The sequence below is a fragment of the Leisingera sp. ABM4_101 genome, from assembly GCF_056158725.1.
In genome coordinates, this window is record NZ_JBSWTV010000002.1 from 3,343,227 (window position 1) to 3,369,037 (window position 25,811).

General features: G+C 61.1%; 21 protein-coding genes and 3 tRNA genes. 8 read left to right on the forward strand and 16 right to left on the reverse strand.

From position 1 onward, the window contains the following. The first annotated feature begins 62 nt into the window (after window positions 1–62). On the forward strand, window positions 63–2,063 hold the full coding sequence (locus ACXAEK_RS17505; protein WP_475043815.1) for a Hint domain-containing protein: 2,001 nt from the start codon (window positions 63–65) through the stop codon (window positions 2,061–2,063). Here ACXAEK_RS17505 and ACXAEK_RS17510 read toward each other — a convergent pair. The 4 genes from ACXAEK_RS17510 to ACXAEK_RS17525 all read right to left on the reverse strand — a co-directional run bounded on the left by ACXAEK_RS17510 (window position 2,057) and on the right by ACXAEK_RS17525 (window position 7,932). Then, window positions 2,057–4,558, reverse strand: a complete 2,502-nt coding sequence (locus tag ACXAEK_RS17510; protein WP_475043816.1) for a penicillin-binding protein 1A — start codon at window positions 4,556–4,558, stop codon at window positions 2,057–2,059. The two genes, ACXAEK_RS17505 and ACXAEK_RS17510, sit on opposite strands and share 7 nt — an antisense overlap. A 130-nt stretch (window positions 4,559–4,688) precedes the next feature. Further along, window positions 4,689–5,477: a phosphodiesterase gene (locus ACXAEK_RS17515; RefSeq protein WP_475043818.1), complete on the reverse strand. Its 789-nt coding sequence runs from the start codon at window positions 5,475–5,477 to the stop codon at window positions 4,689–4,691. 9 nt (window positions 5,478–5,486) lie between these two features. After that, window positions 5,487–6,716 carry an N-acetylmuramoyl-L-alanine amidase gene (locus tag ACXAEK_RS17520; RefSeq protein ID WP_475043820.1) on the reverse strand — a complete coding sequence of 410 codons (1,230 nt, stop codon included), beginning with the start codon at window positions 6,714–6,716 and terminating at the stop codon, window positions 5,487–5,489. Between the two features lie 70 nt (window positions 6,717–6,786). Next, window positions 6,787–7,932 carry a pyridoxal phosphate-dependent aminotransferase gene (locus tag ACXAEK_RS17525; RefSeq protein ID WP_475043822.1) on the reverse strand — a complete coding sequence of 382 codons (1,146 nt, stop codon included), beginning with the start codon at window positions 7,930–7,932 and terminating at the stop codon, window positions 6,787–6,789. On the opposite strand from ACXAEK_RS17525, the gene ACXAEK_RS17530 reads away from it, so the two are divergent. Together ACXAEK_RS17530 and ACXAEK_RS17535 are read left to right on the forward strand one after the other, a co-directional pair. Further along, complete coding sequence (locus tag ACXAEK_RS17530) at window positions 7,931–9,310, forward strand: M48 family metalloprotease (RefSeq protein WP_475043824.1); 1,380 nt, start codon at window positions 7,931–7,933, stop codon at window positions 9,308–9,310. The two genes, ACXAEK_RS17525 and ACXAEK_RS17530, sit on opposite strands and share 2 nt — an antisense overlap. Then, entirely contained in the window at window positions 9,307–10,071 is a 765-nt protein-coding gene (locus ACXAEK_RS17535; RefSeq protein ID WP_475043826.1) for a DsbA family protein, read from the forward strand. The genes ACXAEK_RS17530 and ACXAEK_RS17535 overlap by 4 nt, the downstream gene beginning before the upstream one ends. 79 nt (window positions 10,072–10,150) lie before the next feature. Here ACXAEK_RS17535 and ispG read toward each other — a convergent pair whose 3' ends face one another. The 3 genes from ispG to hemA all read right to left on the reverse strand — a co-directional run bounded on the left by ispG (window position 10,151) and on the right by hemA (window position 13,952). Continuing rightward, the gene (gene ispG / locus ACXAEK_RS17540; protein ID WP_475043828.1) at window positions 10,151–11,272 is read right to left on the reverse strand and encodes a flavodoxin-dependent (E)-4-hydroxy-3-methylbut-2-enyl-diphosphate synthase; all 1,122 of its coding nucleotides are present in this window, start codon (window positions 11,270–11,272) and stop codon (window positions 10,151–10,153) included. Between the two features lie 105 nt (window positions 11,273–11,377). After that, complete coding sequence (locus ACXAEK_RS17545) at window positions 11,378–12,586, reverse strand: helix-turn-helix domain-containing protein (protein ID WP_475043830.1); 1,209 nt, start codon at window positions 12,584–12,586, stop codon at window positions 11,378–11,380. A gap of 130 nt (window positions 12,587–12,716) precedes the next feature. Then, window positions 12,717–13,952, reverse strand: a complete 1,236-nt coding sequence (gene hemA / locus ACXAEK_RS17550; RefSeq protein ID WP_475043832.1) for a 5-aminolevulinate synthase — start codon at window positions 13,950–13,952, stop codon at window positions 12,717–12,719. 381 nt (window positions 13,953–14,333) lie between these two features. On the opposite strand from hemA, the gene ACXAEK_RS17555 reads away from it, so the two are divergent. The 4 genes from ACXAEK_RS17555 (at window position 14,334) to ACXAEK_RS17570 (ending at window position 17,711) form a co-directional block, all read left to right on the forward strand. Next, window positions 14,334–15,725: a M20/M25/M40 family metallo-hydrolase gene (locus ACXAEK_RS17555; RefSeq protein ID WP_475043834.1), complete on the forward strand. Its 1,392-nt coding sequence runs from the start codon at window positions 14,334–14,336 to the stop codon at window positions 15,723–15,725. A 302-nt stretch (window positions 15,726–16,027) separates the two neighbouring features. Next, window positions 16,028–16,906, forward strand: a complete 879-nt coding sequence (locus tag ACXAEK_RS17560; RefSeq protein WP_475043835.1) for an alpha/beta fold hydrolase — start codon at window positions 16,028–16,030, stop codon at window positions 16,904–16,906. 123 nt (window positions 16,907–17,029) lie between these two features. Further along, window positions 17,030–17,251: a hypothetical protein gene (locus ACXAEK_RS17565; RefSeq protein ID WP_475043837.1), complete on the forward strand. Its 222-nt coding sequence runs from the start codon at window positions 17,030–17,032 to the stop codon at window positions 17,249–17,251. A 58-nt stretch (window positions 17,252–17,309) separates the two neighbouring features. Then, a complete protein-coding gene (locus tag ACXAEK_RS17570; protein WP_475043838.1) occupies window positions 17,310–17,711 on the forward strand; it encodes a nuclear transport factor 2 family protein in 402 nt (133 codons plus the stop codon). A gap of 51 nt (window positions 17,712–17,762) precedes the next feature. Here the strand turns inward: ACXAEK_RS17570 and ACXAEK_RS17575 are convergent. The 5 genes from ACXAEK_RS17575 to ACXAEK_RS17595 form a co-directional block, all read right to left on the reverse strand. Continuing rightward, a tRNA-Asp gene (locus ACXAEK_RS17575) sits at window positions 17,763–17,839 on the reverse strand. 81 nt (window positions 17,840–17,920) lie between these two features. Then, window positions 17,921–17,997: transfer RNA gene (locus ACXAEK_RS17580), tRNA-Asp, on the reverse strand. An 82-nt stretch (window positions 17,998–18,079) separates the two neighbouring features. Then, window positions 18,080–18,156 (reverse strand) — tRNA-Asp (locus ACXAEK_RS17585). A gap of 1,160 nt (window positions 18,157–19,316) precedes the next feature. Continuing rightward, window positions 19,317–19,511, reverse strand: coding sequence for a hypothetical protein (locus ACXAEK_RS17590; protein ID WP_475043840.1), 195 nt, complete (start codon window positions 19,509–19,511; stop codon window positions 19,317–19,319). Between the two features lie 365 nt (window positions 19,512–19,876). After that, window positions 19,877–20,239 (reverse strand): helix-turn-helix domain-containing protein, encoded by a 363-nt coding sequence (locus ACXAEK_RS17595; RefSeq protein WP_475045299.1) that lies wholly within the window; start codon window positions 20,237–20,239, stop codon window positions 19,877–19,879. A gap of 587 nt (window positions 20,240–20,826) precedes the next feature. Here ACXAEK_RS17595 and ACXAEK_RS17600 point away from each other — a divergent pair. Further along, a complete protein-coding gene (locus ACXAEK_RS17600; protein WP_475043842.1) occupies window positions 20,827–21,114 on the forward strand; it encodes a hypothetical protein in 288 nt (95 codons plus the stop codon). A gap of 263 nt (window positions 21,115–21,377) precedes the next feature. Here ACXAEK_RS17600 and ACXAEK_RS17605 read toward each other — a convergent pair whose 3' ends face one another. The 4 genes from ACXAEK_RS17605 to ACXAEK_RS17620 form a co-directional block, all read right to left on the reverse strand. Next, window positions 21,378–23,042, reverse strand: coding sequence for a calcium-binding protein (locus ACXAEK_RS17605; RefSeq protein ID WP_475043843.1), 1,665 nt, complete (start codon window positions 23,040–23,042; stop codon window positions 21,378–21,380). A gap of 118 nt (window positions 23,043–23,160) precedes the next feature. Continuing rightward, window positions 23,161–24,287 (reverse strand): IS3 family transposase gene (locus tag ACXAEK_RS17610; RefSeq protein WP_475038988.1). Its coding sequence is split into 2 segments (ribosomal slippage): window positions 23,161–24,023 and window positions 24,023–24,287, totalling 1,128 coding nucleotides; the frame shifts between segments, so codons are not numbered across the junction. Further along, window positions 24,232–25,269: a phage terminase large subunit gene (locus tag ACXAEK_RS17615; RefSeq protein ID WP_475043845.1), complete on the reverse strand. Its 1,038-nt coding sequence runs from the start codon at window positions 25,267–25,269 to the stop codon at window positions 24,232–24,234. The genes ACXAEK_RS17610 and ACXAEK_RS17615 overlap by 56 nt, the downstream gene beginning before the upstream one ends. Then, window positions 25,247–25,807, reverse strand: coding sequence for a terminase small subunit (locus tag ACXAEK_RS17620; RefSeq protein WP_475042943.1), 561 nt, complete (start codon window positions 25,805–25,807; stop codon window positions 25,247–25,249). Before ACXAEK_RS17620 ends, ACXAEK_RS17615 begins: the two co-directional genes overlap by 23 nt. Between the last annotated feature and the right edge of the window lie 4 nt (window positions 25,808–25,811).

Here is a 25,811-nt window from a genome sequence, read left to right on the forward strand (position 1 = left end):
GCAGTCTGACCGCTGGAACATTGACGGGCGGGCTGCCGTCCGGAAACCGGGGACCTTGGACTATGCCCAGCGGATATCTTGTCCAGCTTGGAGACGGCTCGCTCGATCACGGCGATACGATTACGTCCACTTATTCCTCTTTCACCACCGACCAGAACCTGGGCGCCGGAAGCTGGAGCTGGACCGGCACCCATGGCGGCACGCCTTACACGAACGAGGTCGAAACCGGGGTCTACTACCTGGCCGCTGATGGCAATGTCTATTTCGTGCCGGACCTGGGCCCGCCGGATTCCGTCAGTTCCGCCACCGCGGATAACCCGCCAGCCTATACAGACACCGACGGTCCCGTGGAGGGCACCAGCGGAGCTGACAATATTGACAGCAGCTATACCGACAGCGATGGCGACCAGATCGACAACGGCAGCGGCGGCGGTGCATCCGGCAATCAGGACACGGTGGAGGCAGGCGCCGGCAACGACACTGTTGATGCCGGTGCGGACAACGACATGGTGTTCGGCGGCGCAGGCGACGACAGCCTGGAGGGCGGCGCAGGCGCTGACACCATTTATGGCGACAGCAGCAGCGAAGCGGGCCTGACCGACTCTGATCAAAGCATCAATGCGTCAAATGTCACCGACACCAGCAGCGGCTTCACGGTGACCGCCAAGGACATTTCCGGCAACGCCAGCGCCGCCAATATTGACTACTACGACGGCGGTTTCGGGGTTGCGGGTGCGATTTCGGATACTGACAGCGGCAACGTCTATGAGCAGATCGGCTATGACAAGGCCTCCGGCATCTCCGAAGAGCTGATCGTCGATTTCGACCAGGACACCGAAGACGCCAGCTTCTCCTTCAAGCATCTCTATACCGATGGTTTCGGCGAAGAGGGGCATTGGGCGATCTACAAGGATGGCGTGCTGGTCGCCCAGGGCGATTTTACCGAGGACACCGCGGGCAGCGGCATCGGAACTGTCGACATCAACGGCTATGGCCCCTTTGACCAACTGGTGTTGTCCGCCAACCTGCAGACCGATGGCACCGACGGCTCTGACTATATGGTCACCGACATCACCTTCACGGTGCCGCCGGAAACGCCCTCCGATGGCAATGACAGCATTTCAGGCGGTGCTGGAGATGATGTGATCTATGGCCAGGGCGGCGACGACACGCTGGACGGCGGCAGCGGTGCCGACACGCTGGATGGCGGCGCTGGGGATGACAGCATCACCGCGGGTGAGGGCAATTCCGCCAGCGGCGGCGATGGTGATGACTATTTCACAATCGCGCCGGACGAGACCTTCATCACCGGCGATATCACCATCACTGGCGGCGACGATGGCGAAACCGCGGGTGACACGCTTGATTTCAACGGCCAGCTCGACACCGGCACGCTGAACATTACTGACAACACCGGCGGCAGCCTGACCGGCACAGCCAAGCTGCTGGACGGCAGCACCGTGCATTTCTCCGGCATCGAGACCATCATCTGTTTCACCAGCGGCACCCGTATCGCCACCGCCGCTGGTATGCGCGCCATTGAGACCCTGCGCCCGGGTGATCAGGTGATGACGCGGGACAACGGGCTGCAGCCCGTGCGCTGGATCAGCCAGTCAACGGTGCCTGCTTCAAGAAATCTGGCCCCCATCCGCATCAAGGCGGGCCAATTCGGGGCGGAGCGCGACCTTCTGGTCTCGCCGCAGCACCGGATGCTTTTCACCGGCCCTCAGGCCAGCCTGCTGTTCGGTGACCGCGAGGTTTTGGTCTCAGCGGTGCATATGCTGAACGACCGCTCCATCCGGCGCGAGCCGGGCGGAATGGTCACCTATGTGCATGTGCTGTTTGACCAGCATGAGATCATCTATGCCGAAGGCGCCGCCACCGAGAGCTTTCATCCCGGTGTTCAGGCGGTTTCAGCCCTGGAGGGTCCCGTGCGCGAAGAGTTGTTCCGCATCATGCCAGATCTGCGCTGGCACAACGGCGAAGGCGGCAAAACTGCCCGCCTGTGCGCCGCGCGCCATGAGGCCGCGCTGCTGCGGCCGCAAACCCCGCCGGATCAATAAAGCCCGCCGGAGCTGATGGTGCCAAAGGTTGCCTTGGGCCCCAGCACGGCGGTGCCGCCGCTGGAGGTGGTAACCTGACGGCCTGATTCCTGCACCTCTTCGATCAGCGGCAGGTTTGATCCCATGGCAAAACCGCCATCGTAGGTCAGACCAAAGATCGGCTCGAACCCGTCGCGGAAATATTCCGCGACCACATAGGCGCCAGAGGCGTCGTTGGGCAGGCGCGCGCCGGTGTAACGGTCGATTTTGATGAAATGACCGCCCTCGGGCACCTCAAACGGGCCGCCGCCGAATTTCTCGGTCGCCTTCTTCATGAATTGCTGGAACACCGGCCCGCACATGGTGCCGCCATAGGCGCCGCGGCCCATCGGGCGCGGCTGGTCAAAACCCATGTAGCATCCCGCCACGATGTTGGAGGTGAAGCCGACGAACCAGACATCGCGGGAATCATTGGTGGTGCCGGTCTTGCCCGCGGCAGGCACCGGCAGGTTGATGACACTGGAAGCGGTGCCACGGTCGACCACACCCTTCATCATCGACGTCAGCTGATAGGCGGTGATCGGGTCCATTACCTGCTCGCGGTCGGTGACGATGCGCGGCGCCTGGCCAGGGGCCAGCGCAGGGTCGGCACAGTCGACACAGTCACGGTCGTCGTGGCGGTAGATGGTCTTGCCAAAGCGGTCCTGCACCCGGTCCACCAGTGTCGGCTGCACCCGCTCGCCGCCGTTGGCAAACATCGCATAGGCCGCCACCATCTTATAGAGCGTGGTTTCCTCTGCCCCCAGCGAGTTAGCCAGGAACGGCCCCATGTTGTCATAGACGCCAAAGCGTTCTGCATATCCCGCCACCACCGGCATACCGACCTCCTGCGCCAGGCGGATGGTCATCAGGTTCCGCGACTGTTCAATACCCGTGCGCAGCGGTGTCGGGCCATAAAACTTGTTGGAGGAGTTCTTGGGCCGCCACAGCCCCTGCGGTGTGTTGATCTCAATCGGGGCGTCGACCACGATGGTCGCCGGGCTGTAGCCGCTGTCCAGCGCCGCCGCATAGACAAACGGCTTAAAACTGGAGCCCGGCTGGCGCAGCGCCTGGGTGGCGCGGTTGAACACCGAATGCTGGTAGGAAAAGCCCCCCTGCATCGCCAGAACCCTGCCGGTGTTCACGTCCATCGCGACAAAGCCGCCCTGCACTTCCGGCACCTGCCGCAGCGACCAGTGGCTGAATTCACCGTTCTTTTCTTCGGCCCGCACCAGCACCACGTCGCCGCGGCTGATGTTGTCCTTGAAGCTGCCCTTCATCCACTTAATGTCGGAACGCGGCACGGTGCCGGTGCCCTCAGCACCTTCAACCCCCACGGTCAGGGACTGGTCGCCCACCTCCAGCGCAACCGCCGGATACCACTTGCCGCCCAGATCAATGTCGCGGGACACCTCGGCCGACGCCAGCGCTACGCGCCAGGCGGCCTCATCCGTCAGCTGTGCCTCCTCCAGCGTAACACCGGTGCCGCGCCAGATCCCGCGGGAGCGGTCGTATTTCTGCAAGCCGCCGCGCATCGCCAGCGCCGCCTCGGCCTGCATTTCGTGGTCGATGGTTGCGCGCACGGTAAAGCCGCCAGTGAAGAACTCGCCCTCGCCGAAATCCTCGGTCAGCTGGCGGCGGATCTCGTCCGTGAAATAGTCGCGTGGCGGCAGTGCGGTGCGGAAACCCTCGAAATCGCCATTCTGGACGGAGCGCAGCGGCTGCGCCACCTCGACCTCATAGACGTCCTTGGAGATATAGCCATTCTCGCGCATCTCACGCAGCACGTAGTTGCGCCGCGCCAGCAGACGCTCCTTCTGGCGCACCGGGTGATAATCCGACGGCGCCTTGGGCATCGAGGCCAGCGTCGCCGCCTCATGCGGTTCCAGCTCACCCAAGGTCTTGTTGAAATAGGTCTGCGCCGCCGCCGTCACACCATAGGAGTTCTGCCCCAGGAAGATCTCGTTCAGATACAGCTCCAGGATCCGCTCCTTGTCGAGCGTCTCCTCCAGCCGTGTGGCCAGGATGATCTCCTTGATCTTGCGCTCTGCCCGGCGGTCGCCGGACAAGAGGAAGTTCTTCATCACCTGCTGGGTGATGGTGGAGGCGCCGCGCACGTTCCGGCCGCGCGACCGCACTGCCTCGATCGCCGCCGCAGCGATGCCGCGTGCGTCATAGCCTGCGTGGCTGTAGAAATTCTTGTCCTCTGCCGAGATGAAGGCCTGTTTCACCAGATCCGGGATTTCCGCCGACGGGGTAAACAGGCGGCGTTCCTTGGCAAACTCGTCGATCAGATGCCCCTCGCCCGAATAGATCCGGCTGATCGTAGGCGGCTGATACTGGGCCAGCGATTCATGGCTCGGCAGGTCGCGCCCGTAGATCCAGAACACCGCCCCGATGGTCAGTGCCACCATCGCCACCCCAAGGGTGATGGTGCTGAAGATGGAACCGAAGAAGGAGAGTATGAACCTGAGCACGGGTTTGGCCTTTCTCGCGAGGTGTCGCCTATATAGGCGCGGCAATCCTCGGGGTCAAAACAGGAAACAGCGGATCTATGCCGGGAAAGATGGGAGAATCCTATCACATTTCCCCGCCTGATGCGGCGTCTTACGCAGCGGGACCGCCATGGGCGTGGTCACAAAACTGGCATTGCTGCAGCACCAGCCCGGCCGCGCTGTGCTCCAGCACCGTCAGCGCAGGTGCCTCCGCCGCGGGCCGGAAGCTGCTCCAATCCCACTCCGGGCGCGGCGGCGGCGCCTGATACAGCACCGATTTTGCCGTGGTGAAGGGGATACCCCGCGCGGTGCCGGAACACGGCCGGTGCACATGGCCCGCCAGCAGGTGCAGCACATTGGGATAATCCGCCAGCAGGTCCAGCAGCGCATCCCCGTTCTGCAAATTATCCGGATCCAGCATCGGCAGGCCCAGCTTCAGCGGCGGATGATGCATGGCAGCAATCACCGGCTGGCCGTCCAAAGCATCCAGCTCTGCCTTCAGCCAGTCCAGCCGCTCAGCGCATAATAGTCCTGCGTCTTCTCCGGGGATCAGCGTATCCAGGCCCAAAACGCAAAGCCCGGCAAAATCCGCTCGGTACTGGACAAAGCCGGGCATCGCAGATCCTGGCAGCGGCAGCACCTCCCGCAGGGCGTCGCGGTCGTCGTGGTTGCCGGCCAGGGGCAGAACCGGCATTGGCAATTGGTTAAGAAGCCCCTGCAACGCCCTGTAATTCTGAACAGTTCCCGTTTCTACCAGATCACCGGTGGTCAGGCAGGCCGCAGCGTCACTGTGACGTGCCGAGATATAATCAACCGCCGCCTGCAGCCTTGCTCGCGGATCATAGCCCAGCACCAGCCCCTCTGCCTCGAAATGCAGATCTGACATCCAGATCAGTTTCATTGCCTCCCCCTACTGCCGTACCAGCGCGCGGCGGGCGTCGTCTTCGATGCGCCAGGCAATCAGCCCGTCGAGGATGCCGCGCGCCGCCTTGGCCCGCCAGTCCGCATCCACCAGGTTCTTCAGGTCCCGCTTGCTGGACAAAAAGCCGATCTCCACCAGCACCGAAGGGATGTCAGCGGATTTCAGCACCGAAAACCCGGCGGAGCGCAGCGGCCGGTTGTTGATCGGCCGGCCCTGTTCACGCAATCCCTTGATAAGCGCCGCCGCCAGCGCGTCGCTGCGCGGCTGGGTTTCCTGCCGGGCCAGGTCCAGCATCACAGCCGTCACCCCGTCGTCCGCCTGGCTGAGATCGGTGCCGGACAAGAGATCACCGCGCAGATGCCGCTCCGCCAGCTTGGCTGAGGCCACGTCCGAGGCCTCCTTGGAGAGCGTGTAAACGGTCGAGCCATGCGCCCGGCCTTCGGAAATCGTATCCGCATGCAGCGAGATGAACACATCTGCCCCCGCCTGATGCGCCAGCGCGATGCGGCGCTCCAGCGACACAAAGTAATCGTCATCGCGGGTCAGCTGAACGGTGAATTGCCCCGACCGTATCAGCACCTCGCCCAGCTCCTGCGCGAACTGCAGCATCAGGTGTTTCTCAACCACATGGCCGCTGTGGTGGTCCCGTTCGGCGCCCGGATCAATGCCGCCATGGCCAGGGTCCAGCATCACCAGCAAGGGCGCGTTTTCATCCCGTACCCCTCGCCCCTGCACCGCCTCCGGCGCGGGCAAGTCCCAGCGCGGGTCCTTCGGGGCGCCGGCCTTGGCGGCAAATTCTTCTGCCGTGGCAGGCTCCAGCGAGACCATCAGCCGGGCCGCAGCGGTCACCTGATCCACCGTCATCGCCGCCTGGGACACCTTCATCGGCGCTGCCAGTTCCAGCACCAGCCGCGACCAGCCCGGCACATAGGTGCCGAATTGCGCCGCGGAGACCTGTTCCCCCTGCAACAGCGCCTCCGGCGTCAGACCGGTCCAGTCCACCTCCTGAAAATCCAGCACCAGCCGCGGCGGCCCGTCCAATGTGAACAGCCGGAACGGCACGCCCTGACTGAGGCCCAGGGAAACCTCAGCCCCCTGCCAGGCATCCGTCACCCGGCTGGTTTCCGGGTCGATCCGGGCCAGGCCGCTGAACCCCTGCGCCCAGGCGCCTGCGGCCAGCATCCAGATCAGTGCGGTAAGTTTGAACAGTCTGCCCATGCCACGCCTCTTGGTCTTTTGGCGGGCAGACTAGGCAATTACGGCTGGATTGGAAATCCGCCTTCTGCGTTCAGCCGCGCTCCGCCATGAACCGGGTGAGCCGCGCCAGGCCTTCCTCGATATCCGCAGTTGACCGCGCATAAGAAAACCGCAGCGTGGTGGCGCCGCGGACGGGATCGAAGTCCAGTCCCGGCGTCACCGCAACCCCAGCCTTATCAAGGATTTCCGCGGCAAATCTGCGGCTGTCATTGGTCAGGTCCGACACATCGGCATAGACATAAAACGCCCCGTCCGGCGGCGCGATCCTGCTGAACCCGGCTTTCGGCAAACCATCCAGCATTAATTGGCGGTTTTTTGCGTAGACGGCCAGGTTTTGCCGCATCTCATCCTCGCTATCCATCGCCGCCAGCGCCGCTACCTGGCTTGCGTGCGGCGCACAGATGAACATGTTCTGAGCGATGCGTTCCACCACCCGCACATGATCCTCCGGCACCACCATCCAGCCCACCCGCCAGCCGGTCATTGAGAAAAACTTGGAGAAGGAGTTGATCACATAACACTCGTCGGTCAGCTCCAGCGCAGTAACCGCCTTCGCCTCGTATTCCAGCCCGTGATAAATCTCGTCGGAGATAAAGCTGGCGCCCTCGTCCCGTGCCGCGTCGATCAGCGCGCCCATCGCCGCGTGATCCAGCATCGTGCCGGTCGGATTGGCAGGTGAGGCCACCATCAGCCCGGCCAGGTCCTGCCCCTTGAGATCCGCCGCCACCGGCTGCAGCCGGTTCTCCGGTGCGGTCTGGATGTCCACCGGCACCAGCCCCAGCGCCTTCAAAATTTGCCGGTAAGAGGGGTAGCCCGGCGCACCGATACCGACACGGTCGCCGCTGTCAAACAGCGCCGTGAAACTCAGCAGGAAGGCGCCGGAGGAGCCCGGCGTAACGATCACCCGCTCCGGGTTCAGATCGACGTTGTACCATTCCCCGTACAATTGCGCGATCCGCTTGCGCAGGGCTGGCAGACCCAAGGCAACTGTATAGCCCAAGGCATTGTTTTCCAGTGCATTCCCCAGCGCCTTCAACGCACCGGCCGGTGCCCCGGTCGACGGCTGGCCCACCTCCATGTGAATGATATGGCGGCCTGCCTCCTCAGCCTTGCGGGCAGCCTCCATCACATCCATCACAATGAAGGGATCGACCTCGGACCGGGTTGAGTTTCGCATGCTTATCTCCCAATGTGCGCGCATGAGTTTTGACCGTTTCTTCCGGCTGGCGTCAATCCCGGCTCTTTTGCTTTGCGCGCTGATTCAGATAGCCTCAGCGGCGCAGGCTGCGTCGATCTCGCTGCTGCGCGATCCGGACATTGAACACGGGCTGAACCGCCTGGCGGCGCCAGTGCTGCGCGCTGCGGGGCTGAATGCGAACCGGGTGCGGATCCTTCTGGTCAATGACTCGTCCTTCAATGCCTTCGTTGTGGATTCGCGAACGATTTTCGTGCATTACGGACTGATCCTAAAGGTCACCAGCCCGGAAATGCTGCAAGCGGTGATCGCCCATGAGGCCGCCCATATCACCAACGGCCATCTGGCGCGGCGGATGCAGAATCTGCGCTCTGCCAACAGTGCCGCGGGGCTGGGCCTGGCACTAGCCGCACTTGCCGCGGCAGCCGGCGGCGGGGATGCGGCGGCCGGCATTGCCATCGGCACCCAGAACTCCGCGCTGCGCAGCTTCCTGGCCCATACCCGGGCCGAGGAAAGCTCTGCCGACCGCTCCGCCGCCGATTATCTGAACCGCGCAGGCATCAGCCCGCAGGGGCTGGTCGACCTTCACCGCGCCTTTGCAGGCCAGGAGGTTCTCAGCGCCGCCAGCCAGGACCCCTACACCCGCTCCCACCCCTTGAGCCGCGACCGCATCCGCGCGGCCAAGGCCTATCTGGCAGCCCACGGCGACAAGGGCGCAGCCAGCCAGGAAGCGCAATACTGGTTCGCCCGCGTCCGCGGCAAACTGTCGGCCTTCACCCGCGCCCCGAAATGGACCCTGCGCCGGGTGCGTGAAGAACAATTCAAGGACGTCCGCCTGATGCGCGAGGCTGCGGCTTATCACAGGCAGAACAGCCTGAAGAAGGCGATCAGGGCGATGAACGGCGCGCTCGCAATCCGGCCATCCGATCCGTTCTACCACGAGATGAAGGGCCAGATCCTGATCGAGAACCGCCAATGGAGCGCTGCCTTGGCGGCCTATGCCACCGCGGTCAAGCTGGCCCCCAGGGATCCCTTGATCCTGACCGGCTACGGCCGCGCCCAGCTGGCGGCCGGCCAGCCCAAGGCAGCCCTCAAGTCCATGGAGAAGGCCCGCGCCATCGATTTCCGCAACACGGTGCTGCTGCGCGACATGTCGCTGGCCTATGCCAAAACCGGCCAGCGCGGCATGGCAGCGCTGGTCACCGCCGAACGATATGCCTTGCAAGGGCGCCTGCGGGACGCCGGCATTCATGCCAAACGGGCCGTCGCTTTGCTGCCTGCAGGATCTGCCGCTGCGCGGCGGGCTCAGGACGTGCTGACAGCCTATGAAAAAGCTCAAAAGAGGAAGAGACGAAAATGACCCTTTTCACCCGCACAGCCGCCGCGGCGGCCACAGCGCTCGCCCTGCTGGGCGCCCCGGCCCAGGCCTTTGACGTCAGCGCGATGACGGAGGCTGAGCGCGAGGCCTTTGGCGAAGAAGTCCGCAACTACATCCTGGCCAATCCGGAACTGATCCTGGAAGCCGTTGACCTGCTGGAACAGCGCCAGCAGCAGGCCGAAGCCGCGCGCGACGACGTGCTGGTCGCCGACAATATGGAGGAGCTGGTGAACGATGGCTATTCCTGGGTCGGCGGCAACCCGGATGGCGACATCACCCTGGTCGAGTTCATGGACTACCGCTGCGGCTACTGCCGCCGCGCCGCACCCGAAGTCGCCAAACTGCTGGAAAGCGATGGCAACATCCGCCTGGTGATCAAGGAATTCCCGATCCTGGGCGAGGCGTCGGTTCTGTCATCGCGTTTTGCCGTAGCCACCAAACACGTGGCCGGTGCTGACGCCTATAAGCAAGTGCATGACGCGCTGATCGACTTCGGCGCCGAGCCGAACGAGGTTGCGCTGCGCCGCCTGGCCGATGGCCTTTCGCTGGATGCAGAGGCGATCTTTGCCAAGATGGACAGCGAAGAGGTCACTGCCGAGCTGCGCCAGACCCGCGCGCTAGCGCAGAAAATGGCCATCTCCGGCACCCCGACCTTTGTGCTGGGCAATGAATTGCTGCGCGGTTACCTGCCTGCCGACCAGATGGAGATCATGGTGGCGGAGATCCGCGAGCAGCAGAGCTGATCGGTTAAGCTGAACCGGCAGGACCGGGGCGCTGCCCCGGACCCCGGAGTATTTCTGGAAAGATGAAACGGCTGGAGTATTACTCCGCCGCTTCCTGGGCCGCCTCGATCTGCGCGGCCTTTTTCTCGACCTCCTCGACGATGTGGTCGACCATCTGTTCGTTGGACATCTTGTGGCTGGCCTTGCCGGCCAGATAGACCATGCCGGAGCCCGCGCCGCCGCCAGTGAAGCCGACATCGGTCATCAGCGCCTCGCCCGGGCCGTTCACAACGCAGCCGATAATGCTGAGACTCATCGGTGTCTTAACGTGCTCCAGGCGCTTCTCCAGGGTTTCTACCGTCTTGATCACATCAAAGCCCTGACGCGCGCAACTGGGGCAGGAGATGATATTGACGCCGCGGTGGCGCAGGCCAAGGGATTTGAGGATCTCAAACCCCACCTTCACCTCCTCCACCGGATCGGCAGAGAGGCTGACGCGCAACGTGTCGCCAATGCCCATCCACAACAGCTGTCCCAGGCCAATGGCAGATTTGATAGTGCCGGAAACAAAGCCGCCGGCTTCGGTCACGCCAAGATGAATGGGCGCGTCTGTGGCTTCCGCCAGCTGCTGATAGGCGGCAGCGGTCATGAAGACGTCGGAGGCTTTCACCGAGATCTTGAATTCATGAAAGTCATGATCCTGCAGGATGCGGATATGGTCGAGCCCGCTCTCCACCATCGCCTCCGGGCAGGGCTCGCCGTATTTGTCCAAGAGGTGCTTTTCCAAGGAGCCGGCATTCACCCCGATCCGGATTGAGCAATTGTGGTCGCGCGCTGCCTTGATCACCTCGGCCACACGGTTTTCATCACCGATGTTGCCCGGGTTGATGCGCAGGCAGGCCGCTCCTGCCTCTGCCGCCTCAATCCCGCGCTTATAGTGGAAATGGATGTCGGCGACGATTGGCACCGGGCTTTCGCGCACGATTTCCTTCAACGCTTTGGACGAGGCCTCATCCGGCACCGAGATCCGCACCAGATCAGCCCCGGCCTCAGCCGCGGCCTGGACCTGCGCCACCGTCGCCGCCACATCGGTGGTCAGCGTGTTGGTCATGGTCTGCACCGCAATCGGGGCATCACCGCCGACGGGCACGTTGCCCACATGGATCTGGCGGCTTTTGCGGCGCTCGATATGGCGCCAGGGGCGGATGTGATTGATCGACATTGCGGCATGTGTCCCGGCTGGATCCTGTTACCGCCTAGATACGTGCTGACGCCCGGCGCTGCAATGGCGGCACCGGGCGTCTTGCGGGAATTCCTGAAGATCCGTTTACTGCGACGCCGGCTGGGCCGCTTGCAGCTCAGCTACCAAGGTCGCCAGTGCCTCGTTGCGCCCGTCAGTCAGGTCTGCCAGTTCAAACCGGCCGGTGATGGCATCCATCGACAGCTCGATATTCTTGGACACCTGGCCGCGCTCGCCCACCGGGCCGAAATGCTCGCCGTTGACGGCAAAATAGATGGCGCTGCTTTCCCCGGTGCGCAGCTTTGGCGCATCCTCCGTCAGAGGCACCTCGAAACGCTGGCCCGCATCCATGATGGTTTCCAGGATCACGCTGCCATCGGCAGCCGTGACCTGCACCCAGGAGGGGCGCACCGCCACCATTTCCACACCCGGTTTGATTTCCGCCACGACCTGCGGAACCGGTTGCGACAACGCATCCTGCTCATAGGAAATGCTGGCCTCCGCCAGGGCGACGCTCGGCAGTTCCGGCGCCGCGAAATTTCCAAGCGTGGAAGGGTCCAGTGTCGAAATCGGCGCATCGCGCGCGACCAGCACCGGCACGTCTAGCGCCTGCGGCCGGTATAGCCGGTCCAGCGCTTCAGCCGCGGGATCCTGGGCGCCTTCGGCAACTTCCAGCACGGCACTGCTGAGCGGGTCCAGGTCCGCCAGCACTGCCGGGGTCTGATCCACCGGTGCAAACTGCACCTGCTGCACCTCTTTCAGCACCGCCCAGCCGCCATAGGTAATGCCGCCGATCAGCCCGGCCAGCACCATCAGAGACCCAACCGCGCGCGGCTCAATCTGGCTGAGGAAACTGCTGGGGGCCGGGATAAAGGGGGTATTGGGCGAGGCAAAGGCATCGCCGCCCAGGCCCTTGGACGCGGCGGCAGGCGCGCCGCCGGACTTGCTGCGGCTGGAGGCCTCGGCGGACATGCCATGCGCCACGGCAAAACCGCTTTCCTTGCAGAAATCCTGGAACGCCTGTTCCGCATCCATGTTCAGATAGCGGGCATAAGACCGCACATACCCGGCGATAAAGCCGGGCGTGTCAAAGGCGGTGGGGTCTGAATTTTCGATGGCAGCGATATAGGAGGCCTTGATCCGCAGCTCGCGCTGGACGTCGAGCAGCGATTTGCCCATTGTCGCCCGTTCGCCCCGCATAACGTCACCGAGCTTGAGTTCGAAGTCGTCAAAACCTTTCGGTTCCGCGACCTCTCCATGCTCTTCGTGCTTGCGCTGGGTGAAGCGCCCGATCATGCCTGCCGTCCCATCAATGCCTGCCGCAATCTACTGCTGAGCGGTGAAAGAATCACAGATGCGACTCAGATCCGCTCATTGATTGACAACAGCGTAACACACCTAAGGTAAATTTACACTGATCAGTATGTTACCCGGCAAGTTCGGCACGATTTAGCGCACAATGCGACCACAATGCGTCCATTGCATGAACCAGCGCGTCGATCTCCTTGGGGCCGTGCACCGGCGAGGGCGTGAACCGCAGCCGCTCTGTCCCGCGGGGCACAGTCGGGAAATTGATCGGCTGGACGTAGATGCCGTAATCTTCCAGCAGGTGATCGGACAGCACCTTGGTGTGAACGGGGTTGCCGACGATTACCGGCACGATGTGGCTGCCGTGATCGATGATCGGCAGGCCAAGACCCTTCAGGCGCAGTTTCAGCACCTTGGCCTGGTCCTGATGCTTGTCGCGCAGCTCCTGCGCGCCTTTCAGATATGCCACCGAGGCCGCCGCCCCTGCCGCCACCGACGGCGCCAGCGAGGTGGTGAAGATGAAACCCGGCGCATAAGAGCGGATCGCATCGCACATCTTGGCCGAGGCCGCGATGTAGCCGCCCATCACGCCATAGGCCTTGGCGAGCGTGCCGTTGATGATGTCGATGCGGTGGGCCAGACGGTCCCGCTCAGTCACGCCGCCGCCGCGGGGGCCGTACATGCCAACCGCATGGACCTCGTCGATATAGGTCAGCGCGCCGAATTCATCCGCCAGGTCGCAGATCTCGGCGATGGGGCCGAAATCGCCGTCCATCGAATAAACCGATTCAAAGGCAATCAGCTTGGGCGCCTTGGGATCGTCCGCCTCCAGCAGCTCGCGCAGATGCGCCACGTCATTGTGGCGGAAGATGCGCTTGGCACCGCCATTGCGGCGCACGCCTTCGATCATCGAGGCGTGGTTCAGCGCGTCGGAATAAATGATCAGTCCCGGGAACAGCTTGGGCAGCGTGCTCAGCGTCGCATCATTGGCGATATAAGCCGAGGTGAACAGCAGCGAAGCTTCCTTGCCGTGCAAATCGGCCAGTTCGGCCTCCAGCTGCTTGTGATAGACCGTGGTGCCGGAAATGTTGCGGGTGCCGCCCGATCCTGCGCCGGTCGAGTTGATGGCATCATGCATCGCCTCCAGCACAACCGGGTGCTGGCCCATGCCCAGATAGTCGTTGCCGCACCAGACGGTGATATCCTGCTGGCGGCCATCCGGCCGGGTCCAGACCGCATGCGGGAAATGGCCCTTCTTGCGCTCGATGTCGATGAAGGTCCGGTAACGGCCCTCGTCGTGAAGGCTGGCAATCGCTGCGTCCAGTTTCGCGGTATAGTCCACCGGCATCTCCATAGCTAATTGTGCTCCGGCTGAGCACGCGGGCTGTGTAAAGGGCTCGGCCGTCCGGCGGTCAGACCACATTCACGTCCGGGAATGGTTACCGCAGGCGCCCCCTCCGATCAACTGCATACGCGCCGCCGGGGGTGCGCAACATTGATGCAGGTCAAATAAAACTTAAACAGAGGCCGGGCAAGGACAGCTGCGGCCAACCTGTGTCCGTTTGCGTCGTATCTGTTTCCCGGTTTTCCGAATAATGTGCAGGATCGGAAACCGCCGCAGCTGAAAATGCCATGGATTTCCAGCCCCGGGACCTCTGGCCCCTCCCTTACCGCGCTGTTAGGGTCCGCGGCAAAACGGCCTACCCTGGGCCTCCCCGACATACAGGAGAGCAAAATGGCACTGAATGACGTTCTGGACCGGATCGACGCAGAGCTAGACGCCGCGACAGAGCGGCTGATGGAACTGCTGCGCATCCAGTCGATTTCCACCGACCCTGCCTATAAGGCAGACTGCGACAAAGCCGCCGACTGGCTGGTCGCCGACCTGAACGCCATCGGCATCAAGGCGGAAAAGCGCACCACCCCAGGCCACCCGATGGTGGTCGGCCATGTGGGCGAGGAAAACACCGACGCCCCGCATGTGCTGTTCTACGGCCATTATGATGTTCAGCCGGTTGACCCGCTGAGCCTCTGGAACACGCCGCCGTTTGAGCCGCAGCTGGAGGAAACCCCAAACGGCACCGTGATCCGCGGCCGCGGCTCCTCGGACGACAAGGGCCAGCTGATGACCTTTGTCGAGGCCTGCCGCGCCTGGAAGGCCGTCAACGGCTCCCTGCCCTGCCGCATCACCTTCTTCTTCGAGGGCGAAGAAGAGAGCGGCTCCCCCTCGCTCATTCCCTTCATGGAGGCCAACGCAGAAGAACTGAAGGCCGACATCGCGCTGATCTGCGACACTTCGATGGTGTCGCGCGGGGTGCCGTCGATCTCCTCGCAACTGCGCGGCATGCTGAAGGATGAATTCACCGTGATCGGCCCGCGCATTGACCTGCACTCCGGCCACTACGGCGGCCCCGGCCTCAACCCATTGCGCGAACTCAGCCGCATCGTCGCCTCTTTCTATGACGAAGAGACCGGCAAGATCGCCGTCGACGGCTTCTATGAAGGTGTGCATGAGGTGCCCGAGGACCAGCTGCGCCAGTGGGAAGGCTGCGGCTTTGACGAAAAGGACTACCTTGACAATGCGGGCTACACCCAGGCGCATGGCGAAAAGGACCGCTCGGTCCTGGAACAGCAATGGGCCCGCCCGACGCTGGAGGTGAACGGCCTTTGGGGCGGCTACAATGGCGCCGGCTCCAAGACCGTGATCCCGTCACAGGCGCATTGCAAGATCACCTGCCGCCTGGTCGGCGACATGGACCCTGACGCGCTGCGGGTAAAGATCCGCAAACACGTCGAGGCGCAGCTGAAACCCGACTGCAAGGTGGTCTGGGACAACGATCTCGAAGGCTCCAAGGCGTCAGTCATGGACATCAGCCGCCCCGAATTCACCGCCGCCCGCGCCGCGCTGTCGGACGAATGGCAGCGCGAGGCAGTGTTCTGCGGCATGGGCGGCTCGATCCCGATCGCGGGTTTCTTCAAGTCGATCCTCGGCATGGAATTGATGCTCGTCGGCTTTGCCAATGATGATGATGCCATCCACTCGCCGAACGAGAAATACGACCTGAAGAGCTTCCACAAGGGCATGCGCTCCTGGGCCCGCATCCTGGACGCGCTGAGCGCGAAGTAACTCATTGGCGGGGCCTGCGAATAGCCCGCCCCGCCCTTGCCTTCCCGCTAAGAAAAAAGGGCGTTCTCCCGCCCGTCATCGGGGCACTGATGCGCCCCTCTTCCCGTTGGGCATGGCGCCGCCAAAGGCGGCGCGCGCCGTGCTTTAGCACGGCGCCGGGCCCAAGGCTTTCGGTGCGGCATCTTTGATGCCGCGCCAAGGCGCGGGAGCCTTCCGCTCTGCCCGAAACGCAGCGGCAGGCTTGATCCGGCGCACGGCTGCAGCTCCAATACGCGGGACGCCCAGTTCAAGGGAGAGAGCCCATGCCGTCCGGCACAGAAACCGGCACCTTGCAAGTCAATGGCCAGCAGATCGCCTATACCCGCCGCGGCGAAGGCCCGCCGCTCTTGCTTCTGCACGGGTTCCCGCAGACCAAGGAAATGTGGGAGGAGAGCATCCCCGCCCTTGCCCGCCATTTCACCGTGGTGACAGCGGATCTGCGCGGCTATGGCGCCAGCACCAAACCCGAAGGCGTGGAGGCGATGAGCTTCCGCAATATGGCCGCCGACCAGCTGGCGCTGATGCACGCGCTGGGGCATCCCCGGTTTCACCTCGCAGGCCACGACCGCGGCGGCCGCACCGCGCACCGGCTGGCACTGGACGCGCCCAAAGCCGTTGCCAGCCTCACGGTGATGGACATCATTCCGACCCATCTGCTGCTGGACCAGCTGACGCAGCAGGTCGCCCGCACCTATTACCACTGGTTCTTCCTGGCCCAGCCCGCGCCGCTGCCGGAGCGCATGATCAGCGCCGATCCGCAGGCCTATTTCGAAAGCTGCCTGCTGGGCTGGGGCGGCGCTGCGCTGGATGATTTTCCGCCTGCCGCACTGGCAGCCTACCGCCGTGCCTGGGCAGATCCGGCCTGCGTGCGCGCCATGTGCAACGACTACCGCGCCGCGATTGAAGTGGACTTCAACCACGATGCCCGTGACCTCGCCCGCCAGGTACAATGCCCGGCACTGGTTCTCTACGGCGCCGATGGCGCCATGGCCCGGGCCTATGACGTCGCCGCCGCCTGGGTGCCGCACCTGCAGGACATGACCGCCCGCAGCCTGCCAGGCGGGCATTTCTTCATCGACAGCGCGCCACAGGATACTGCCGCCGCCCTTCTGGACTTTCTCAGGCGCCTGCCGCCCATGTAACAGCCTGTACAGCCCCTACCGCACGGGTTTGCGTTCGTTTTACGCACCCGGGTTAAGACTTGCTTATCGCTCTTGCCCTAGCCTGCCCTAGGGCGCGCGAGCCCAGGAAGACGGAGAGAGTAAATGGTTCAAAGCAGGTTCAAACGGCCGCCGGGATTTGAAGGCACTCAGACCGACCCGGAGGAAAGCTACCGCGCAGGCTACCAGCACGGCACCCGTGTGCTGCTGCGGTTTCTGGAGGCAAACGGGTCTCCGGACATGGAACGGCTGAGAAAGTGGATCAACACCGACCTGACAGAATGGCGCCACGATACCGGCGCCGACCCGGCGCCGCCTGCGCTCTGAAGCCGCTGCAGCCAACCGGCTGCTTGCCTGACCGGCCTCCGGCGGTCAGGCTGGCATCATGACACAAACGATTCTGACTGACAGCCCGCAGCTGGACGGTATCCTCGCCCTGGAAACCAGGGTTTGGGAGGCCATGGTTCTCGGCGACCAGCGTTTGGACGCGCAAGTCCTCTCGGAAGACTTTCTCGGCGTATACCCCAGCGGCTTTGCAAACAAGGCCGATCATTGCGGGCAGCTGGAAGATGGGCCGGTGATGGCGGAAAACAAGCTGAGCGGCGCCCGCCTGCGCTGCATTGGCAGCACCGCGGCCCTCCTCTCCTACCGGGCGTCCTACCGGCCTGCCGGTTCGGAGGAGTGGAAGACCATGCTGATCTCATCGCTCTGGGAGAAAGACGGCGGGACCTGGCTCAACACATTCAGCCAGGACACCCCGGAAACAGGTGCCAGATTGAACGGCTAACAGCCAGCGGCTGCCAGGGCAGCTGTGAAGCTTCATTTCCAGGGAAGAAAGTGGCGCGGTTGACGGGGCTCGAACCCGCGACCCCCGGCGTGACAGGCCGGTACTCTAACCAACTGAGCTACAACCGCGCATGGGCCTTTCGGCTGGCCGTTTCCGACCTTTGATCCCCTCCGGGGCGGACCCTGAAACGCCAGGGCGGCGGGCGAAAGTGGCGCGGTTGACGGGGCTCGAACCCGCGACCCCCGGCGTGACAGGCCGGTACTCTAACCAACTGAGCTACAACCGCATTTTCGCCTTGCGGCGGACCGTTTCCAGTCCAGGTCCCCTCCGGGGCGGATCCTGTTTGACCTCAGGATGAGGCGCAGCAGTGGCGCGGTTGACGGGGCTCGAACCCGCGACCCCCGGCGTGACAGGCCGGTACTCTAACCAACTGAGCTACAACCGCCCGCTGCGATCCAGCATCGCTGCTGAATGTTGGGCTGTAATATTCTCCGCCCCGGGACCCGTCAAGCGGTGTTTTGCCTTTTTCCCGACTTTCCCGGAAAAAAATGCGCCAGCCCGGCCAACACGCTGAAACAACGTGAAAAACACTGCCGCAGCAACGGCTTGCGTGAATATCGTCTTGATCCGGCGAGAGGGGGATGGTGGGTCGTGAGAGGCTCGAACTCCCGACATCTTCGGTGTAAACGAAGCTATAGGCACGCAGGCTATTGTTTTGCAGTCAATGGAGCTGTTTTTAAAGGGTGCGATTCCGGCGTTTTCGCAGTGTATGCCGGTTCACGCCAGTTCATGGAACCAGGGCGCACTTCGTAAATGTTGGCCGGACAGGGAATCGGGAGCAGTCAGTGAGTGGGAAACCCATCAAGGTAGAGAGACTGCCAGACGGCAAAGTGAGCGTGCGCAAGGGCTCAAGGCACAACGTGTTCGAAGAGGAACGCCGAGAGCCCTGGGCGGCCTAGTATTAGCAGATGTTCCATGAGCGCGGATACCCGGGCTATCTCAACATGGCCAAGGCTCTGCGCGAGCTGGCCCCGCTATGAAGGGCCGGCCCTGGACCGCTCCAGAGGATTTGCGCCAAGCGATGGAGGCCGCTGGGCATGATGGCTGGGAGGCACCAGTCCAAGCCTGGGCAAAGCGGCACGGGCTGAAGCTCAAGATTCAGTGGTTCGCCGATCTGCAGCGCCGGCTTGTCACTCTGGACGGATACCGCGATCCGCCCAGCATCCAGACACGCTGGGTGTCTATCAAGGAATGGCTGGAGGTGCACGACAGCCGACACCTGACGGGCTGCCGACGCGGCCGGAGATGGAGAGGTCAGATTTCGGCCACTGACGGGCTGACACTCCTTACTTGGATGAACCTTTTACGGTTCCTCAACAATCCTATGCCAAAATCACCCTGAGAGTGGTCAATGCTCTCACTACCTTGCGAAGACCTGATAGATTGGGCGCCTCACCCCCGGGGCGCCCTTTTTATGTACCTTTGACGAAGCGTAAGCGCCCCCTTAACCATTTTCACCTAAAAAGAGAGCAAGGGGAAACCCGTTCTCCCTTGTCATCTAGGCAGATGATCCTGCGGGCGCTAGCAACACCGCCCGCAGGTCTCCTATTCTGGGCTCTCGTCTGCAGTTTTCATGGCTGCCAAGGCCTCATCACCCAGAGCCGCTCGAAGCACCACATCCACCTCCGGCAAGTAAGACATCCACATAGGGGCGCCGTCCATCTTTGCGTTCGGCGGGTGTCCCTCGAACTCACATAGCGCCCGCGCCGCACGCTCACGGGCCGACTTTTCCTTAGGCATAGTCAACTCCTCATTCGCGGCAGAAGACTAGCACCAGGCGAGCCATCCCCAGACATAGAAAACGCCCGACCGCCAGAGCCGGGTCGAATTGAAAGCTACCTGCTATCAGAATATGAAGTCGCCGGCGCTTAGATTGGAACCCCCTACACCTGTGAGGTGCAACTGATTGCCGTCCGCCGCTTGGCCACCTGTTCGTTCTTTAGCTGGCTTGAAGGTCTCTCCCCCTACTGTGGACCTTTGACGAAGCGCAAACGCCAAAGCAACAGATCGCACGCACAAAGAGTGGGAGAGTATTGGCGCTCCCGTTCACTCCTTCTAGGCCATTCAGGCCCGGCAGCACCCTAACCGCTTGCCGGGCCTGGTTCTTAGGTAGCGAGAACTTTTGCAAGACGTGTTAGCTGAACACGCTTCTCCTCTGGAAGGCTGTAAAAAACCCTGACGAGATCAGCGGCCTCCTTGGCCTCCAGAATTTCGGCCGAAAGGCTGCTACCAGCCGAGGCCCCTTCTGTCTCCTCCACACCTTCAAAGAAGTGGGTGATGTCCACTCCAAGAGCAGAAGCGATTTCCCAAAGACGTGATGCACTTACACGATTTTCGCCCTTCTCGTACTTCTGGATCTGTTGAAACTTTACGCCGACTTCAGACGCCAAATCTTGCTGATTTTTCCCAATGAGCCAACGCCGTTGGCGAATTCGCTTGCCAACGTGGACATCAACTGGATGCGGCATGTAGGCTTCTTTCTCTTTCAACTTTCGACGCTATCACACTATCCATAATTGAGCAGAAAACCACAACTTCCCGCGATGGGGAAAGACTATTGGGTCTGGCAGAAGGGCTGCACTTGGCGGAGCAGTTACCAGAACTCCAGTCGTCCGTCCGATGGTGGCTGTGCCGGGACAACGCCGTCATTCGTTGCAAGTGCTGCTAGTACAGCCAAGAGCGTCAGGTTTGTGCAAAGTGAGTGGCCGTAACAAACTTCATCCAAGATCCAGGGCGCCAAATTTCGCGAGGAGTGCTCGCCGGTGCTTCTGCCATTCCGACCCCCGAAGATCAATCCACCCATGCTCGGTGAATTCCTCGGCCGGATGAACCGCAAAACTTGGGGAAGGCACAAGGGAAATCTACGCCCACAGAGGTAATCTATATCACTAAAATTCGCGCAAAAGTGGAATGATTCACGTTTTGTTTACTAAGGTCAGTTCAACTTATGTTCTACTCCAACAAGCCACTAAAGCGGGCCTTTAGAGCAAGCGCAATGGCACTTCAGGCAAGAACTCCTCGGGCACCCACGGGTGGGAAATCGTGGAGAAGTCACATGTCAAGCATCTTTGACGCCCCCGAGAAGTACAGTTGGGACAACATCGCTCCGATATCTAGCAATCGATTGCTAAAACTAAAGAAAAACCTGGAGTTTGGAAATGTCGAGATCATTGATCTCAGACCCCTCCCACAACAAGCTGACAAGTCTTTACCGCCTATTGACGAAGACTTGATAACAGGGATCGAGCGTCAGATCGAAGCGCGAGCCCGGCCTAAAGAGGTAAGAAGTATTGGCGAACAACATCTTAGAATAGTTGAAAAACCACGCCAACCTAAGCCCTGAAGCAAGCTCTGGTGGCCTCGGCGGACGCTGAAGTCACCAAGCATCTCGAACTCTGTTTTTGGAACCGAGATCGCAAACTACAATGGCAGCCTCTGCGGTAAGCCCATTAAGCTTCGGCTTTTTCTGAGCCCCCCTCCGTAGGGTACGTGACGTGACCGGCCGGGAGCCCTGCGATACACGCCCAAATTGGTTCACCGCTCCGCATCTCCAAGTATAGCACGAACTGCAACGACCTTCTGACATGTCGAGAATGTTTCTCGCCCCTAAAGGAGCAAAGTCTCTCCTTCTACCAGAGACAAAATTTCATCAACGGAAACTCCGGACAGAACCAGACGTTCATCATCGGTCGAGATCGTGGTTGTAATTTCACCATCAACAGCGACTTGGTCGAATTTCAGAGACGAAACGTGATTGCTTCCCCAGGCTCTCAAGTCAAGAAGATCAAGTCCGACCTCAAAGTCGCCCAAAACATCCTGCTTTCCATCCGAAGTGAAAACAAAATGATCGGCGCCTTCGCCGCCGAAAACTGTGTCACGGCCTGATCCATCGTAGATTTTGTCCGAACCTTCTCCACCGTTTATGTAATCACTTCCTCTTCCGCCATCGATGGTATCATTGCTCTCTCCACCATCAAGCAGATCACCTCCAACACCGCCGTCAATTTTGTCGCGCCCCTTTCCTCCTAGGATGTTGTCGCGACCAGCACCACCATCAAGCGTGTCATCCCAGGTTCCGCCGGAAATAGTATCACTTCGCCTTCCACCGTAGATCAAATCTCGTCCGTTTCCACCTTCTAGCCGATCCTTTCCACCTTCACCCATGATCGTGTCATGCCATGCTCCACCCATAACGGTGTCATTGCCCGCGCCCCCAACAATTTTGTCTTTACCGGCCCCCCCCTGAAGCACGTCCCGTCCCTTTCCACCGTGCAGGTAGTCGCGCCCGACGCCGCCGTTGATAGTATCATTTCCCTCCTCACCAAAAAGCCGGTCAGCAGCAGAATTCCCATCAAAATAATCGTCGCCTGCACGGCCATAGATAACGTCCTTGCTATCGCTTCCATCGATATGGTCGTCACCATCTCCGATTCTAGTAAATTCGATGAAGTTCAGTGCCCAGGGATCTAGGGAGATTACCACAGTCCCATCGTCAGACGTGGAGCTCTCGCCGTTGATCACAACCGGATCAGCTCTATGGTCGGCGCCACCTTTACCGCCATCAGTGAGCATAGTAGATTTGATGAAGTACAGGTCATCACCTACGATCTCCGAAAAATCAAGCTTGAAACTATCGCGGGTTTCACCGCCACGGTCGGAAGCAATAAATGAGAACTCATCATCATTCCCGAAACCATGCACATCAACTTCACTCTCTAGTGACCAGTCGAGAACTGGTGATTTACCAACAAGCCTATCGCGCATTTGGGAAAATGTTTCACCAGCAATCGTCAAGTTCTCCTGCTCAACATCCGTCAATGTAATGCTTTGTGTGGTGTCAAAGGTGAGCGGCCAAATTTGGGAAACATCGATTCCATGGGTGATTTGCTCATAAAACATCTCAACCAACATCGATGCATGTTCAAGTCCGCGCGCATTTTCTCCGTAGTAGTTCGAATTCCACTCTGTGACATGAAACGAAACCGGGTCCATAGAATCTGAACGGTCCAGAAGATCGACAAAACGGTCATATTGAGAGAACATAAAAGCGTTCTCTTCATCAACAGCATCCAGCCCCGTACTTACATAGTAATGCTGAAGAACACCATCTACTAAGTCAGCCGACTCAGGCACACGATTAATTTGCTCTACCAGGTCTCGAACTTGATAATAGGCGCTTCCCTGTCCATCTACTTGAGTTGTGATAAAACCTTTTGGAACTTCACCATCAAATTCTTTCTCTATGTAGTCCTGGGAGTAAATTCCGTACATATCCTTTTCAGGATCGATATAAACGATGGTGTCCTCTCGTGGCGAGTATACCGCAGACGCTGACGACGTTCCTTGCACAACGAGTGATCAGCCCCACCTGAGTGGTCCGGTTTGATTGTTAGTGCATGACCGGCCTCGGGTCCATCGGGACGAGTGTTTCCGGAGCCGGTGGGCGATAGCGCAAGGCGCTGTGTGGTCTTTTTGTGTTGTAGTGCTTCCTCCATTGTTCGATCAGGATCTGAGCCTCGCGCAGGCTGTAGAAGATTTCTCCGTTGAGCAGTTCATCGCGGAACCGGGCGTTGAAGCTTTCACAGTATCCGTTCTCCCAGGGGGATCCCGGCTCAATGTAGGCGGTCTTGGAGCCGACCGCAGCAATCCAGTCCCGGACAGCCTGTGCCACGAACTCAGGACCGTTGTCGGACCGGATGTAGGCCGGGACGCCCCGCAGGATGAACAGGTCACTCAAGGCATCGATTACGTCACCTGAGTTCAGCTTCCGCTTCACCCGGATAGCCAGGCACTCCCGGCTATGTTCGTCGAGGATGTTCAGCGTGCGGAAGGCCTTCCCATCATCGGTCCGGCAATGCACGAAGTCGTAGCTCCAGACGTGGTTGCGATATTCGGGCCGCAACCGGACACAGGAGCCGTCGTTCAGCCAGAGCCGTCCTTTCTTCGGTTGTTTCGCAGGCACTTTCAGCCCCTCACGCCGCCACAGGCGTTCGACACGCTTGTCGTTCACTTGCCAGCCTGCATCCCTCAGCAGGGCCGCGATCCGCCGGTAACCGTAGCGGCCGTATTGGCGCGCCAGCTCAATCATGTCCGCGATCAGGCGCGCCTCGTCGACCCGGCCTCGTGGCAATTTTCTCTGCGTGGAACGGTGCTGCCCCAGGACACGGCAGGCCTTCCGTTCCGACACGCTGAACCGACTGCGCACATGATCTATGCAGGCCCGGCGGCGAGCGGGGCTCAGAAGTTTCCCTTTGCGGCCTCCGACAGGATGAGCTTGTCCAGGGTCAGATCCGAAACGGCGCGACGCAGCCGCTCGTTCTCTTTCTGCAGCCGTTTGAGCTCTCTGAGTTGGTCGGTTCCCATCCCGCCGTATTGCTTGCGCCAGCGGTAGTAGGTCTGCTCGGTGATGCGCACTTCGCGGATCGCATCCACGCGCTGCAATCCCTGACCGACAAGCACCTCAACCTGCCGCAGCTTCGTGACAATCTCTTCCGGCTTGTGTCGCTTCGTTCCCATTCTGATCCTCCGTTTTCCTAAACATAACGGCGGACCACTTCATTGGGGGAGGATCACCGCCGCTGGCATCGGGATAGACCGTGATGTGATGGCCCTCGTATCTCTCACCGAGAACCTGGATCAGATGCGGCGTGTCCTGCAGCCCCTGCAGCTCATCAACCGCGTGCCAGTCGCCGCCGCGCTGGACGAAGACAACAGACGCCATATTGCCCACGTTGAAGTCCTGGCCAATGTGCAGAGGCTCGCGCAGCTGGATACTCTCCGTGGATTGGTGCCGTTGCCGGTCATAACTGCGGTAGACAGTGCCGCTTGTCAGGTTGACGAACTCGCCCATCAGATAGGCCTTGATGAGCTCCTCGGGATAATCCTCCAGCAGCGTTGAAATGTAGTCCGGCGGCAGGAAATCCGCGTTCTCGTAGGTGCTGGCCTGCACCATGGAATAATTGCTCTTCGGATCCCGCTTGAAGCTGTCATAGACGAAGCGGAAGCCTTCGGGGGTGGTCGTTACACCAATTCCGTTGACGACGCCGGGAATGACCAGGCGCATCCGGGCAATGATTTTCCGCCACGCCGCCTCGGCCTTGTCCTTGGAGAGGATGTCGATCTCATCCACCAGGGCTCGGGCGATCTTGAAGCCCACGATGCCACCGGGGTCATCCATCGACCGGCATATGGTGGTGCCGTAGTAGGACCGGCCGCGGTAAAGCTCGACCTCCTTGTCGCTGGTCTTGATCCTGGTTGTGAACCCAAGCGTGAAAGCCGCCTCGTCCATGGTCGGCCAGAAGGTATCCCGAATGTCCCGGTAAGTCGGAGCGAAGTACCCTTGCACTGTCTTCGGGTGCTTGCCTGCGAAGAGGCCAAGATCCAGGCAGCCGACATAGGTCTTGCCGGATCCAAAGCCACCGACATAGGCGCGGAACTTGGTATTCAGCCCGGAGAGAAAGATCCCCTGCGGCGCGCTAACTGTCAGATCGTGTGACACGCACGTCACCAACCGGAGCGGCCGTATTGATGTTGATGTTCAGCGCGGGAGCCTCGTCTTCCCCTGCCCCGGATCCGTTCAGCATGCCAAGGTGCCGGGCGATCTTGTCCAGCGCGCTGAGCTTGTCGTGCATCTTCAGCTTCACCCCCTGGGCAGTCAGAGAAACCTCCGAAATGGCCGCGGCGGTGTCGTTGTCCACCTCGCTGCTGGGCAACAGCTCAACCGGATACAGAACCGGATTGCCCTCTTCATCTACCGCGCCATCAGGTGCGCTACCCCAGGCAACGGCCTTGCGGATGTCAGCAAAACCGATCCGCGCCAGCTCCTGCAGAACCCGCTCTTGGGTAATTCCTGTCTTCTCTGAACGCTTCGCCTGGGCCTCTTGGATCGCAGCTTGAACCTTAACATTACTTAACAGGCGCGACGCCTGCTGCTCTGCCGTTTTCTCGCTGTATCCCGCCCGGATTGCTGCCTGCTTTCCGTTCAGGTCGATGAGGTATTCCGCAACGAAACGCTCCTGCTTTGCAGTGAGCGCCATGATC

What these genes read in the sequence shown, in the direction of transcription:
- ACXAEK_RS17505 (WP_475043815.1), top strand. Translation starts at nt 63, where the DNA reads ATGCCCAGCGGATATCTTGTCCAGCTTGGAGACGGCTCGCTCGATCAC.
- ACXAEK_RS17515 (WP_475043818.1), bottom strand. Translation starts at nt 5,477, where the DNA reads ATGAAACTGATCTGGATGTCAGATCTGCATTTCGAGGCAGAGGGGCTG.
- ACXAEK_RS17520 (WP_475043820.1), bottom strand. Translation starts at nt 6,716, where the DNA reads ATGGGCAGACTGTTCAAACTTACCGCACTGATCTGGATGCTGGCCGCA.
- ACXAEK_RS17530 (WP_475043824.1), top strand. Translation starts at nt 7,931, where the DNA reads ATGCTTATCTCCCAATGTGCGCGCATGAGTTTTGACCGTTTCTTCCGG.
- ACXAEK_RS17525 (WP_475043822.1), bottom strand. Translation starts at nt 7,932, where the DNA reads ATGCGAAACTCAACCCGGTCCGAGGTCGATCCCTTCATTGTGATGGAT.
- ACXAEK_RS17535 (WP_475043826.1), top strand. Translation starts at nt 9,307, where the DNA reads ATGACCCTTTTCACCCGCACAGCCGCCGCGGCGGCCACAGCGCTCGCC.
- ispG (WP_475043828.1), bottom strand. Translation starts at nt 11,272, where the DNA reads ATGTCGATCAATCACATCCGCCCCTGGCGCCATATCGAGCGCCGCAAA.
- ACXAEK_RS17545 (WP_475043830.1), bottom strand. Translation starts at nt 12,586, where the DNA reads ATGATCGGGCGCTTCACCCAGCGCAAGCACGAAGAGCATGGAGAGGTC.
- hemA (WP_475043832.1), bottom strand. Translation starts at nt 13,952, where the DNA reads ATGGAGATGCCGGTGGACTATACCGCGAAACTGGACGCAGCGATTGCC.
- ACXAEK_RS17555 (WP_475043834.1), top strand. Translation starts at nt 14,334, where the DNA reads ATGGCACTGAATGACGTTCTGGACCGGATCGACGCAGAGCTAGACGCC.
- ACXAEK_RS17560 (WP_475043835.1), top strand. Translation starts at nt 16,028, where the DNA reads ATGCCGTCCGGCACAGAAACCGGCACCTTGCAAGTCAATGGCCAGCAG.
- ACXAEK_RS17565 (WP_475043837.1), top strand. Translation starts at nt 17,030, where the DNA reads ATGGTTCAAAGCAGGTTCAAACGGCCGCCGGGATTTGAAGGCACTCAG.
- ACXAEK_RS17570 (WP_475043838.1), top strand. Translation starts at nt 17,310, where the DNA reads ATGACACAAACGATTCTGACTGACAGCCCGCAGCTGGACGGTATCCTC.
- ACXAEK_RS17590 (WP_475043840.1), bottom strand. Translation starts at nt 19,511, where the DNA reads ATGCCTAAGGAAAAGTCGGCCCGTGAGCGTGCGGCGCGGGCGCTATGT.
- ACXAEK_RS17595 (WP_475045299.1), bottom strand. Translation starts at nt 20,239, where the DNA reads ATGCCGCATCCAGTTGATGTCCACGTTGGCAAGCGAATTCGCCAACGG.
- ACXAEK_RS17600 (WP_475043842.1), top strand. Translation starts at nt 20,827, where the DNA reads ATGTCAAGCATCTTTGACGCCCCCGAGAAGTACAGTTGGGACAACATC.
- ACXAEK_RS17605 (WP_475043843.1), bottom strand. Translation starts at nt 23,042, where the DNA reads ATGTACGGAATTTACTCCCAGGACTACATAGAGAAAGAATTTGATGGT.
- ACXAEK_RS17620 (WP_475042943.1), bottom strand. Translation starts at nt 25,807, where the DNA reads ATGGCGCTCACTGCAAAGCAGGAGCGTTTCGTTGCGGAATACCTCATC.